The following is a 12,750-nucleotide window of genomic DNA, read 5'->3' on the forward strand; positions in this document are numbered from 1 at the left end:
ATCCCCCTCTGGCCCCCGGGATTACGCCGTCGCCCCCAGTGCCCGGCAGCGCGAATCCCGACAACTCCTCGCCCGGGGCGCCGGCCACACCGCAAGAGCACGAGCCGTGGGTCGCGCCGGTCGCACCCAAGGCGCCCTGGATTCCGCAGGCGGCTTTCGGAGGCAACGTGGGACCCGTTGGCAGCCAGTATGAACGAAACATGCTGGGCATCATCACCGGCGCGCCCGCCACCGATGCCACCGACCTGCTGCTGGGCCCGGTGGCCCGCGGCACCACGGTGTCACTGGCTCATCCACCCGGGGAGGCCAAATGAAATTCCGCGGCCCGCTCATCGCGCTGACCTTGTTCATGATCGTCTCGTTGACGCTGACCTGGCTGGTGTATGTGAGCCTGCGGCGAGACGTGGCCGGTGACACCGCCAGGTATTCGGCGGTGTTCACCGACGTGTACGGGCTTCGCGAGGGCGACGACGTCCGCGTGGCCGGGGTGCGCGTGGGCCGGGTCGAAAAGGTGGAACTCGACGGGACGCTCGCGAAGGTCTCGTTCGTGGTGCAATCCGAACAGCGGCTGTTCGGAAACACCCTCGCATCAGTGACCTACCAGAACATCGTCGGGCAACGCTACCTCGGGCTGTCCCTGGGCAAGGAAGGCAGTCCGCAGCTGCTTCCCCCGGGCAGCACCATCCCGCCGGAACGCACCGAGCCTTCGTTCGACGTGACGACGCTGCTCAACGGCTACGAGCCGCTGTTCAGCCTGCTGAACCCGCATGACGCCGACAACCTCACCAAGGGCATCATCCAATCGCTGCAGGGTGATACGTCGTCGCTCACCACGCTCGTGGGCCAAACATCCACGCTCACGCAGACATTCGCGGGACGCGATCAGGCCCTAGGCAGCGTGATCACCAACCTCAACAAGGTGGTCGGCAACCTCGCCCAGCAGAACGACAACCTCGACGGGGTCATCACGCAGACCCGCAGCGTGGTCGGTGAACTCGACCGGCGCCGCCCGGACCTGGTCGCCTCGGTCGGTTCGCTGGCCCGGGTGACCGACCACCTGTCGGCCTCGGCGACCGACGTGTACCCGGCATTGCGCGAATTCATCGATCGCCAGCCAGGGGTAACCAAACACATCATGGACGTCGAACCGCAGGTGGCCTTCTTCGGCGACAACATCCCGCTGCTGCTGAAAGGCCTTACCCGGGTGGGCAATCAGGGCGCCTATGGCAACGCCTACGTGTGCGACGTGAATTTCATGGGGTTCTTCCCCGGGCTCAACGATGTAGTGCCCATCATCATCAACGCCGCCACGCCGGGCAACCGGGCCTGGCACACCCCGCGCTGCAGGAGCACGGTCGATGGCTGACGCGTGGGTGCGGCAGCGGCTTTCGCGGCTGACGAAGCAGCCGCTGGAAAGCTACAACAAGACCTGGCTGGGCTTCATCGCCGTCGCGGTGGTCGCGGTGGTGATCGGCGTCATGCTGCTGGTGCACGCGATCGGCGCCGGCTATCGGCATTACACCGCGGAGTTCTTGCAGGCGGCCTCGCTGCGGGCCGGCAACCCGATCGTGGTCGCGGGCATCCCGGTGGGCAACGTCACCAGCATGAAACTCGTCGGCGACCACGTCGAGGCGGGCTTGAAGGTCCGCGACGACATCAAGCTCGGCAAGGATTCCCGGGCTCAGATCAGGGTCACCACCATCCTGGGTTCGCGCTACCTCTCGCTGGAGCCCAACGGTCCGGCGCGACTGCCCAACAACACCTTCGACCTGGCGCACACCGAGGTGCCCTACGACCTGCAGGCCGCGCTGCAGGATGCCACCACGACTTTCGAGCAGGTCGACTCCGACAGGTTCGCGCAGTCGCTGGCGGTGCTGGGCAAGCAACTCGAGGGCCTGCCCGCCGTTGTGCCGCAAGCGATCACGAACATCAACACGTTGTCGTCGATCATCGCGGTGCGGCGCGACCAGCTGGGGCAGCTGCTGCGCAGCACCGAGCAGGTGACGAACACGCTGCGCCGCCAGCAGGCCGGCATCGGCGCCCTGGTCGACCAGGGACAAGACCTGCTGGGCCAATTCGTCGCGCGGCGCGCCGTTTTCCACGCGATGATGCAGTCCCTGTCCAGCCTCGTCGACACCATGAGCCAGGTGGTGGTCAACGACCGCTCGGGCCTGGACGCGCTGATCAAAGACATGCGCGACTTCACCAACCTGATGTCCCAACACGACGACCTGCTGCACAGCATGCTGCAGATCAGCCCGATCTTCTTCCGCGAGGCCGCCAACCTCACCGGTGACGGCAATGCGATCAACTTCAATGCCCCAAATGTCCCGCTGATCGACTCATGGATGTGTGCGATCAGCGGCCGCGCCAAGCAGTTCGGCATGATCCAGTACTTCAAGGACTGCAAGTGAGGCGGCTCGGCGCCAGGACGCTGGCCATCGTCGCCGCGGTCGCGGTCATCGCCGCGGCGATCGGAATCGGTTGGTGGTCCCTGAGTTCCGATGAGGACACGATCACGGTCACCGCGCAATTCGACAGCGCCTCAGGCCTCTACGAGGGCAACGAGGTGGCGGTGCTGGGCATGCCGGTGGGCAAGATCACCAAGATCAACGCCAAGGGCGGCTACGTCGAAGTCGAGTTCACCATCGACCGCCACGTCAAAGTGCCCGCGACCGCGCAGGCCGTCACGGTGTCGACCTCCATCCTCACCGACCGCCAGATCGAGCTCACCCCGGCCTATCACGGCGGACCGACCCTGGAGAACCACGACACCATCGGCCTGCCCCGGACCAAGACGCCTGTCGAATTCAGCAGCGTGCTCAACGTTTTGGACAAGGTGACCAAGTCGCTCGAGGGCGACGGTCACGGCGGCGGACCGATCGCCGACGTGCTCAACGGTGGCACCGAGGTGGTCAACGGCAACGGCGAAAAGATCAAGGCCGCCCTCGGCGAGCTGTCCAAGGCGCTGCGGCTGTCCAGCGACGGCGGCGCGGCCACCCGCGAGCAGATCACCACGATAGTCAAAAACATCAGCACGCTGTTCGACGCGGTGGCCGCCAATGACACGAAACTGCGTGAATTCGCCTCCACCATCCATCAAGTCAGCCAGATCATGGCCGACGAGGACCTCGGCAGCGGCAGCACCGGACGCAAACTCGACCAGCTGATCCAGCGGGCCGGCGACCTGCTCGACAAAAATCGGGACAACGTCAAACAGGCTGTCCTGCACGGCAATGACACCCTGAAGACCGTGAGCGACCAGCGACGCGACCTGGCCGAACTACTGGATCTTGCTCCCCTGGTGGCCGACAACGCCTACAACATGATCGACCGGGCGAACGGCAGCGTGCGGGCCCGCTTCCTCACGGATCGCTTGCTGTTCGACAGCCAATACACCAAAGAGATCTGCAACCTGATGGGTCTTCGGCAATTGGGCTGCAGCACGGGGACCATCCAGGACTTCGGACCCGATTTCGGATTGACGTATGTGCTCGACGGCATGGCCGCCATGGGGCAGAAATGATGACCGCGGGCGCGCGGGGCATGCTGACGGTGGTAGCCGCGGCGATGGTCACCGCGGGATGCGCCACGAACGGCCTCGCCAGCCTGCCCCTTCCGGCCCCGGGGCTGGGCTCGGGCGGGTATTCGCTCAACGCGGTGTTCTCCAATGCGCTCAACCTGCCGATGAACGCCAAGGTCAAGCTCGCCGGCGCCGACGTCGGGCAGCTCGAATCGATGGTCGCGCGCAACTACACCGCGGTGACCCGGCTGCGCATCCGGGACGGCGTGCAACTGCCGCGCGGCAGCACCGCCGAATTGCGCACGGCGACACCATTGGGCGACGTGTTCGTCGCGCTGAAGCCGCCACCCGACGATCCTGCGGACACGCCGCTGCTGCACAACGGCGATACCATCGGCCTGGACTCGACCGCGGCCGCCGCGACCGTCGAGTCGGTGCTGAGCTCGGCGGCGATTCTGGTGAACGGCGGGGCGGTTCGCAACTTCACCAATATCATCAACGGTTTCGGTAAGGCGACCGGCGACCAGGGCCAGGCGTTCGGAGACATGATCCGCAAGTCCAACGAGCTGCTCGGCACGCTGGATGCCCGGTCCGATCAGATCTCGCGCGCGTTAACCCAATTGTCGCACCTGGCCGACCAACTCGACGCCAAGAACCAGGCCATCGGCGACCTGATGGCGGCCGCCAGCCCCGCCACGTCGGCCCTGGCCGACAACACCAGTCAGCTGTCCAACCTCGCGGTGCAGGTGGGTGACACCTCCCGGTTGCTCGCCAGGTTCCCGTCGATCGGCGGGACCGACACCAGCGGCCGCAGCATGATCCGCGACCTGAACACGATCGCCGGGGCCGCCAACGACGTCGCCGTGAGCCCCGATACGAGCTGGCAGTCGATCAACCGGCTGATCCCCGCGCTAATCAAATCGACTGCAGGGAACTCGATTTCGGTGAACGTGGGCGTGGACAAGATCATGCTGGGGTCGCTCCCCGACATTGGGTTCCCGGGTGACATCGGCCTGCACGGACCGCACCACTACAACGTGAACCTGCTGGTCGGCACCCTGAAGTACACGCTCTGGCGGCTACAGGAACGTATCGTCGGCCGGGGCCCGAACTCGCCGCAGGTTCCGGTCATTCCGGACCCGAACATCCCGGGCCAGATTGATGTCGCCCCCGGGCCGACACCTGCACCGGCCCCGCCAGCCCCCGGGACGCCGCCGCCACCGGGACCGCAACCATGATGCGCGCCGTCGCCAACTTCGCCAATGTCGTTGTGCGCGCGGTGCGCACGGGTCACCGCCAACAGGTCTGGCTGTCGGTGGCCGGCCTGGTGCTCATCCTGGTCGTGGCGACCGCCTATCTGCTCATCGGCGCGTTGCGGGTAAAGCCCTTCGCCTCGTCCTACCGTGTCACCGTGCAGCTCGCGGAATCCGGTGGCCTGCTGCCCAATCAGGACGTCGCGCTGCGCGGAGTGCGCATCGGTCGCGTCGAGTCGCTGCAGATCACCGACAACGGCGTCAACGCCGTCGCCAGCATCACGTCGAACGTGCGGATTCCGGCCAACAGTGTCGTGCATGTGTCGGCGCTCTCGCCGGCCGGTGAGCAGTACATCAACTTCGAAGCCGCGTCCGACGCCGGGCCGTATCTGCATGACGGCAGCCTCATCGGCCTGGACCACACCACCGTCCCGGTCAGCCTGGCTCAGTTGCTCGGCGACGCCGACGGGCTGCTGGCCCAGGTCGACCCGCACAAGATCGAGTTGATCAAGAAGGAATTGAGCCTGAGCAAAGAGGGCCCGGCGAAGCTGACCGCCATCGTCGACGGTGGCACGTTCCTGCTGTCGACGCTCGATTCGGTGCTGCCGCAGACCACCAGCATCATCAAGACCAGCCGCGTCGTGCTCACCCTGGCCAGCGACAAGAACAGCGGATTAGGCGCCACCGCAACCGAACTCAATCAGACGCTGACCGGCGTGGCCAGGATGCAGGCCGGCTACCGCCGGTTGACCCAGCAGACGCCGCGCACCCTTTCGGCCGTCGACAATCTGTTTGCGGACAATTCCGACACCATGGTGCAGCTGCTCGGCAGCATGGCCACCATGTCGCAGCTGTTCTATCTGCGGGTCCCGGCGCTCAACGCGCTGTTCCCCGACTACCGCGGATCGGTATTGGACGCGGTGACGAGCGCATTCCACGACGGCGGAGTCTGGGCGACCGCCGACCTCTACCCCCGCTACGTGTGCGACTACGGGACACCGTCGCACGCGCCGTCCGCCGCCGACTACTACGAACCGTTCATGTACACCTACTGCCGCGACGACGACCCGGCGGTCTCGATTCGCGGCGCCAAGAACGCGCCACGGCCGGGCGGCGACGACACCGCCGGCCCGCCGCCGGGCGCGAACCTGGGCCAGCGAACCGATCCGACCCCACGGGGCCGCTACACCATTCCCACGCCATACGGCGGTCCGCAGCTGCCGATCGAACCGCCGCACTGAGCGTTGAAGCCGTCGACCTTTAGGAGATGATCGTGGTCGTGAGTACCAAGAAGAACCCGAAAGCCGTCGCGCAAACCGACGCCGAGACCGGCGTGGAAACCGACGTGGAGTCGGGCGCCGAAACACCGGACGCCGCAGGCGAAAACGACGAGGCCGAGCGCGCCGACGAATCCGCCGACGCGGCCGAGGGGTCGGCCGGCGACGAGAGTGAAGAGCTGGGCGACGACGAAGACGAAGACGGCGGCGCGCTGCTCAAACGCAAGCGCCAGGAGACCGAGCGCGCCAAGCGGCCCTGGAGCCGGTATCTGCGTCGCACCGCGCTTCCGGCGTTACTCGTTGCCGCACTTGCCGTTTCAGGGTTCCTCGGGTGGCGACAGTGGCAGGACCATCAGTTGAAGGTGGCGGGTGAACAGGCCCAGCAGGCCGCCGTCGCCTACGCGCAGGTGCTGACGAGCATCGACTCGAACAAAGTCGACGAGAACTTCAAACAGGTGCTCGACGGCGCAACCGGCGAATTCAAGGACATGTACACCCAGTCCAGCGTCAAGCTCCGGCAGCTGCTGATCGACAACAAGGCGACCGCGCACGGCGTGGTGGTCGACTCCGCCATCCAGTCCGAATCCATCGACAGGGTCGTCGTCCTGCTCTTCATCGACCAGACCGTCACCAACACGGCCGCACCCGACCCGCGCGTCGACCGCAGCAGGATCAAGATGACCATGGAGAAGGTCGACGGTCGCTGGCGGGCGAGCAAAGTCCAACTCCTCTGAGCAGAGCGGAGCCCCTCATGCTCAAGCGACTATCGGCGGCGCTCGTATTGGCCGCGGCCGCAACGATTCCCAGCACCGCCACCACGCACGCGTCGGCGCCGTCATTCTGTGGCGAGCTCGGCGGTGACTGGGACGGCCAGTACTGCCACACCACGGTGACGTCGGAACGCAACGCCGTGCGCGACATCAAGGTCGCCGTGCCCGACGACCTCGTCGACAACCCGACCACCGGCCCGGTGATCCGCGACTACCTGCACACGCTGGTCAACAATTGGCGAAACGCCAACGGCAACATGGCCGCCGACAGCTACGGGGAGGAGAATTTCGAGGTCTTCCGGCACGGCAACCTGCTCAGCGCGGTGTTTCACGAGGACTATCACGCCGACGGGCCCAAACCCAACAACGCCTACCGAACATTCACCTTCGACATGGCGGCCGGCAGGCGGGTGCAGCTGGCGGACCTGACGACCTCGAATCCGCTGACCGCCATTCCCCCACTGGCCCAACCGTTTATCGAAACCGCACTGAACCAGGCGCCGCCGCCACACGACCCGGGAACCTACCCGTTCATCGTCGACCGTTGGACTCCGGACAAGGTCTACTCGGGCGCGTACAAGGCGTGGGCGCTGACACCCGACGAGTTGATCATCTACATGCCCGACTATCCGGTCGGCCACGACGAGCCGATCAACTTCTCCCCCGGCCTGCCGCAGTGGTTCATGGACGGCGGCACCGTGCAGGCGCACATCCCGCTGTCCGCATTGGGCCCGGTGCTGCGCGTCTAGCTCGCGCCGTCAGTCCTCCGGGTTGTAGCCGAGGTTGGGGGCGAGCCAGCGTTCGGCTTCGGCCAGGGTCCAGCCCTTGCGCTTCGCGTAGTCGGCGACCTGATCCTGGGCCATTCGGCCCACCACAAAGTACTGCGACTGCGGATGCGAGAAATACCAGCCGCTGACGGCCGCTCCCGGCCACATCGCCATCGACTCGGTGAGCTCGATGCCGGTCCGCTTCTGGACGTCCAGCAACTTCCAGAGCGTCACCTTCTCGGTGTGTTCCGGGCAGGCCGGGTAGCCGGGGGCGGGGCGGATTCCCTGGTACTTCTCATCGATGAGCGCCTCGTTGTCGAGCTGCTCGTCAGGCTGGAACCCCCAGAACTCCTTGCGCACCCGTTGGTGCATCCGTTCGGCGAAAGCCTCTGCCAGCCGGTCGGCGATCGACTCCAGCAGGATCGCGCTGTAGTCGTCGAGGGCCGCCTTGAACTCCGCGATCTTCTCCTGGCTGCCGAGCCCCGCGGTGACGGCGAAGGCGCCGACGTAGTCGGCCAGACCGGTGTCCTTGGGTGCGATGTAGTCGCCCAGCGACCGGTTCGGGATGCCGTCGCGGTGCTCGCCCTGCTGGCGCAGGTGGTGCAGCGTGGTCAGCACCTCGGTACGGGTCTCATCGGTGTACACCTCGATATCTTCCGCCCCCGAGCCGACAGCGTTTGCCGGGAAGAACCCGATCACCCCGTTGGCAGTCAGCCACTTCTCCTTGATCAGGGTGTCGAGCATCTCCTGAGCGTCGTCGTACAGCTTGCGCGCGGCCTCGCCCGAGGCCGGGTTGTTGAGGATGTCGGGGAACCTGCCCTTCATCTCCCAGGCGTTGAAAAACGGCTGCCAGTCGATGAACTCGCGCAACTCGGCGAGGTCGTAGTCCTGAAATTCCCGTACTCCCACGCCGATCGCGGGCACCGGCGGCGTGTAGCCGTCCCACTCGATCGGAGTCCGGTTGGCGCGGGCCTTTTCCAGCGTCACCGTCGGCCGCTCGTTCTTCTGAGCGTGCCGTTCGCGCAGCGATGCGTAGTCCTTCTCGGTGGCCTCCAGCAGGGCCGGACGCTGCTTGTCGTCGAGGAGCGCCGCGGCGACCGGCACCGAGCGGGACGCGTCCTTGACCCAGACCACCGGACCCGAACGACGTGGCGATATCTTCACGGCCGTGTGTGCGCGCGAGGTGGTCGCGCCACCGATCAGTAGCGGGATCTCCAGGCCCTCACGCTCCATCTCGACGGCGAAATTGGCCATCTCGTCCAGGGACGGCGTGATCAGGCCGGACAGCCCGATGATGTCGGCGTCGTGCTCTTTCGCCGCGTCCAAGATCTTCTGGGCGGGCACCATCACCCCGAGGTCGATCACCTCGAAGTTGTTGCACTGCAAGACGACCCCGACGATGTTCTTGCCGATGTCGTGGACGTCGCCCTTGACGGTCGCCATCACGATCGTGCCGTTGGTGTCCTTACCGGCACCGGCGCCGGACTCTTCTTTCTCCGCCTCGATGAACGGCAGCAGGTACGCGACGGCCTTCTTCATCACCCGGGCCGACTTCACGACCTGGGGCAGGAACATCTTGCCCGAGCCGAAGAGGTCACCGACCACGTTCATGCCGTCCATCAGCGGGCCCTCGATCACCTCGATCGGGCGACCACCCGCATCGGCGATCTCGGCCCGCAACTCCTCGGTGTCGGCATCGACGTGGGCGTCGATCCCCTTGACCAGGGCGTGCGTAATCCGTTCGCGGACAGGGAGACCGCGCCATTCGGCTGCCTTCGGATCCTCTCCCTTGTCCGACTTGTTGAACCGTTCAGCGATCTCCAGGAGCCGTTCGGCCGCGTCCTCGCGACGGTTCAGGACGACGTCCTCGATGCGGTCCCGTAGCTCGGGGTCGATCGAGTCGTAGGGCACCAGCGCGCCGGCGTTGACGATGCCCATGTCCAGGCCGGCCTTGATGGCGTGAAACAGGAACACCGAGTGGATCGCCTCACGGACGGGATTGTTGCCCCGGAACGAGAACGACACGTTGGAGATACCGCCCGAGATGTGCACCCCCGGAAGGTTTTCCTTGATCCAGGCGCAGGCCTCGATGAAGTCGATCCCGTAGGTCGCGTGCTCCTCGATGCCGGTCGCCAGCGCGAAGCAGTTCGGGTCGAAGATGATGTCCTCGGGCGGGAAGCCGACCTCTTCGGTGAGGATCCGGTAGGCGCGTCCGCAGATCTGTTTGCGGCGTTCCAGGTTGTCGGCCTGGCCCTGCTCGTCGAAGGCCATCACGACGACGGCGGCGCCGTACTTGCGGCACAGCCGAGCCTCGCGGATGAACTTCTCCTCGCCCTCCTTCATGGAGATCGAGTTGACGATCGGCTTGCCCTGCACGTTCTTCAGGCCCGCCTCGATGACCTCCCACTTGGAGGAGTCGATCATCACCGGGACGCGGCTGATGTCCGGCTCGGCCGCGATCAGCTTGGTGAACCGGTCCATCGCGGCGACGCCGTCGATCATGCCCTCGTCCATGTTGATGTCGATGACCTGCGCGCCAACCTCGACCTGCTGCAGGGCGACCGACAGCGCGGTGTCGTAGTCCTCGGCCTTGATCAGGTTGCGGAACCGGGCGGAGCCGGTGATGTTGGTGCGCTCACCGATGTTGACGAACAGGGAGTCGTCGGTGATGTTGAGCGGCTCCAGGCCCGACAGCCGGGTGGCTACCTCGATCTCCGGCAACTCGCGCGGCGCTTTGCCTTGGACGACCTTGGCGATCTCGGCGATGTGCGGCGGCGCGGTTCCGCAGCAACCACCGACGAGGTTGACCAAGCCGGCCTCGGCGAAGTCGGCGATGTAGCCGGCCTGGCGCTCCGGGGTCTCGTCGTACTCGCCAAAGGCGTTGGGCAGACCGGCATTCGGGTAGCAGGAGACGAAGGTGTCCGCGATACGCGACATCTCGGCGATGTAGGGCCTCATCTCCGGCGCACCCAGGGCGCAGTTGAGGCCCACCGCAATGGGCTTCGCGTGCCTGATCGCGTTCCAGAACGCCTCGGTGACCTGACCGGACAACGTCCGCCCGGAGGCGTCAGTGATGGTGCCCGAGATGATCAGCGGCCAGCGACGTCCGCGGTCCTCGAACAGCGTCTCGACCGCGAACACCGCCGCCTTGGCGTTCAGCGAGTCGAAGATCGTCTCGATGATCAGGAGGTCGGCACCGCCGTCCACCAGGCCGTTGGCGGCTTCGAGGTAGGCGGCGACCAGCTGGTCGTAGGAGACGTTGCGCGCCCCGGGGTCGTTGACGTCCGGCGAGATCGACGCGGTGCGCGTCGTCGGCCCGATCGCACCGGCGACGTAGCGGGGCTTCTCCGGCGTGGTGTACTCGTCGGCGGCCTTGCGGGCCAGGGCGGCGCCGGCGTAGTTCAGCTCGTAGGCCAGGTCCGCCATGTCGTAGTCGGAAAGCGAGATCGCGTTCGCGTTGAACGTGTTGGTCTCGACGATGTCGGCGCCGGCCTCGAGGTACTCGCGGTGAATCCCCTCGATGATCTGTGGCTGCGTCAGGGTGAGCAGGTCGTTGTTGCCCTGCAGAGCGGTCGGCCACTCCGTGAACCGGTCGCCGCGGTAGCCGGCCTCGTCCGGCCGGTCCCGCTGGATCGCCGTGCCCATCGCGCCGTCGATCACCATGATCCGCTGGCGCAGGGCGGCCGTCAGTTCGTCGGTGCAGTCGGGGCGGAGGTGGGGCACGAACTCTGACTCAGAGGCAGTCACATGAAATCCTTCCGTAGCGGAAGGCGTCCTTGACTCTGCCGAGCGTGGCGGATACCGGCACAGGCCCGTATCCGTTGCAACGCCTCTCGACCAGAAAAGTCTACGTCGTCACCCGATCGACGTCTGGACGCCCAACTCATCGCCGCTATCGACTGCTCGTCGAGCCTGCCGGCGACGTGATAGTTACCAAGGTTAACGAAATCGCTGCCGGACCTATTTCGTCTCCACCGCGACGACGCCGATTGGTGAAGTCGTCCGAGCGGTGTTCGTGGGCGGCAGTCACGCCATAAGGATAGTCGTCCTATGCAAAGCCCCCGGTTACGCGCCAATCGGAGGACAATCCTCGGCCACCGCGCCCCGAACATCGGGCCGTGAGGCCGTACGCTAAATCTGTGACCCCGCCCGACGGCCCCCCCTTTGGCAAAGCCGCGTTGCCCGAACTGCACCACACCGTCGTCGTGGCCGCGTTCGAGGGCTGGAACGACGCCGGCGACGCGGCCAGCGACGCGCTCGAACACCTCGAGGCCATCTGGGAAGCCGACCCGATCTTGGAGATCGACGACGAGTCCTACTACGACTACCAGGTGAATCGTCCGGTGATCCGGCAAGTGGACGGGGTGACCCGCGAACTGGTCTGGCCGGCGATGCGGATCTCGCACTGCCGGCCCCCGGGCAGCGATCGTGACGTCGTGCTGATGCACGGGGTGGAACCGAACATGCGCTGGCGCACCTTCTGCGCCGAGCTGGTGGCCATCGCCGACAAGCTCAACGTGGACACCGTGGTGATCCTGGGAGCGCTGCTGGCCGATACCCCACACACCAGGCCGGTACCCGTGTCCGGCGCGGCCTACTCCCCCGAGTCGGCCAAACGCTTCGGCCTCGAGGAAAGCCGCTACGAGGGCCCGACCGGCATCGCCGGGGTGTTTCAGGATTCCTGCGTGGCGGCCGGGATCCCGGCGGTGACGTTCTGGGCGGCCGTGCCGCACTATGTGTCGCAGCCGCCGAACCCGAAGGCGACGGTGGCCCTGCTGCGCCGCGTCGAGGACGTCCTCGACATCGAGGTGCCGCTGGCCGACCTGCCGACGGACGCCGAGGACTGGGAGCAGGCGGTCACGGAGATGACCGCCGAGGACGAGGACCTCGCCGAGTACGTGCTGTCGCTCGAGCAACGCGGCGACGCCGAGGTCGACATGAACGACGCCCTGGGCAAGATCGACGGCGACGCGCTGGCCGCCGAGTTCGAACGCTATCTGCGGCGCCGTCGCCCCGGCTTCGGGCGCTAGGCACTCGCGATCGCTGACAGGCGTCACCGAATTTGCCGTCAGCCGACCGAGTACGGAAGCATCGCTTCGCGACCTACCGATTGGACGTTTCATGGCCGCGTTGCCTGGTGATGGCGACCCAAATCCGATA

The 12,750-nt window shown here is 66.1% G+C and carries 9 protein-coding genes and 1 pseudogene; 9 read left to right on the forward strand and 1 reads right to left on the reverse strand.

Features of this window, described 5'->3' with window-relative positions; genetic code table 11:
* The 8 genes and pseudogenes from ACYQ8K_RS25665 to ACYQ8K_RS25700 form a co-directional block, all read left to right on the forward strand.
* A pseudogene (locus ACYQ8K_RS25665) lies at positions 1–314 on the forward strand (mammalian cell entry protein); the annotation flags it as partial.
* On the forward strand, positions 311–1,366 hold the full coding sequence (locus tag ACYQ8K_RS25670) for an MlaD family protein (protein WP_459973484.1): 1,056 nt from the start codon (positions 311–313) through the stop codon (positions 1,364–1,366). The pseudogene ACYQ8K_RS25665 and the gene ACYQ8K_RS25670, both read left to right, overlap by 4 nt.
* Positions 1,359–2,414 carry an MCE family protein gene (locus tag ACYQ8K_RS25675; RefSeq protein WP_459973486.1) on the forward strand — a complete coding sequence of 352 codons (1,056 nt, stop codon included), beginning with the start codon at positions 1,359–1,361 and terminating at the stop codon, positions 2,412–2,414. The genes ACYQ8K_RS25670 and ACYQ8K_RS25675 overlap by 8 nt, the downstream gene beginning before the upstream one ends.
* Entirely contained in the window at positions 2,411–3,526 is a 1,116-nt protein-coding gene (locus ACYQ8K_RS25680; RefSeq protein ID WP_459973488.1) for an MCE family protein, read from the forward strand. The genes ACYQ8K_RS25675 and ACYQ8K_RS25680 overlap by 4 nt, the downstream gene beginning before the upstream one ends.
* Positions 3,523–4,761 (forward strand): MlaD family protein, encoded by a 1,239-nt coding sequence (locus tag ACYQ8K_RS25685; RefSeq protein WP_459973489.1) that lies wholly within the window; start codon positions 3,523–3,525, stop codon positions 4,759–4,761. Before ACYQ8K_RS25680 ends, ACYQ8K_RS25685 begins: the two co-directional genes overlap by 4 nt.
* Positions 4,758–6,017 (forward strand): MlaD family protein, encoded by a 1,260-nt coding sequence (locus ACYQ8K_RS25690; RefSeq protein ID WP_459973491.1) that lies wholly within the window; start codon positions 4,758–4,760, stop codon positions 6,015–6,017. The genes ACYQ8K_RS25685 and ACYQ8K_RS25690 overlap by 4 nt, the downstream gene beginning before the upstream one ends.
* Before the next feature lie 26 nt (positions 6,018–6,043).
* Positions 6,044–6,787 carry a tetratricopeptide repeat protein gene (locus ACYQ8K_RS25695; RefSeq protein WP_459973493.1) on the forward strand — a complete coding sequence of 248 codons (744 nt, stop codon included), beginning with the start codon at positions 6,044–6,046 and terminating at the stop codon, positions 6,785–6,787.
* Between the two features lie 17 nt (positions 6,788–6,804).
* Positions 6,805–7,572 carry a mannan-binding family protein gene (locus ACYQ8K_RS25700; protein ID WP_459973495.1) on the forward strand — a complete coding sequence of 256 codons (768 nt, stop codon included), beginning with the start codon at positions 6,805–6,807 and terminating at the stop codon, positions 7,570–7,572.
* 9 nt (positions 7,573–7,581) lie between these two features.
* Here ACYQ8K_RS25700 and metH read toward each other — a convergent pair whose 3' ends face one another.
* Complete coding sequence (gene metH / locus ACYQ8K_RS25705) at positions 7,582–11,337, reverse strand: methionine synthase (RefSeq protein WP_459973497.1); 3,756 nt, start codon at positions 11,335–11,337, stop codon at positions 7,582–7,584.
* 392 nt (positions 11,338–11,729) lie between these two features.
* On the opposite strand from metH, the gene ACYQ8K_RS25710 reads away from it, so the two are divergent.
* Positions 11,730–12,620 carry a PAC2 family protein gene (locus ACYQ8K_RS25710; RefSeq protein ID WP_459973499.1) on the forward strand — a complete coding sequence of 297 codons (891 nt, stop codon included), beginning with the start codon at positions 11,730–11,732 and terminating at the stop codon, positions 12,618–12,620.
* Positions 12,621–12,750 lie beyond the last annotated feature (130 nt).

Source organism: Mycobacterium sp. MUNTM1 (assembly GCF_054660795.1).

Bases quoted from the DNA above. Each gene is read 5' to 3' on its own strand.
- ACYQ8K_RS25670 (WP_459973484.1), top strand. From the start codon at position 311: ATGAAATTCCGCGGCCCGCTCATCGCGCTGACCTTGTTCATGATCGTC.
- ACYQ8K_RS25695 (WP_459973493.1), top strand. From the start codon at position 6,044: ATGATCGTGGTCGTGAGTACCAAGAAGAACCCGAAAGCCGTCGCGCAA.
- ACYQ8K_RS25690 (WP_459973491.1), top strand. From the start codon at position 4,758: ATGATGCGCGCCGTCGCCAACTTCGCCAATGTCGTTGTGCGCGCGGTG.
- ACYQ8K_RS25700 (WP_459973495.1), top strand. From the start codon at position 6,805: ATGCTCAAGCGACTATCGGCGGCGCTCGTATTGGCCGCGGCCGCAACG.
- ACYQ8K_RS25675 (WP_459973486.1), top strand. From the start codon at position 1,359: ATGGCTGACGCGTGGGTGCGGCAGCGGCTTTCGCGGCTGACGAAGCAG.
- ACYQ8K_RS25685 (WP_459973489.1), top strand. From the start codon at position 3,523: ATGATGACCGCGGGCGCGCGGGGCATGCTGACGGTGGTAGCCGCGGCG.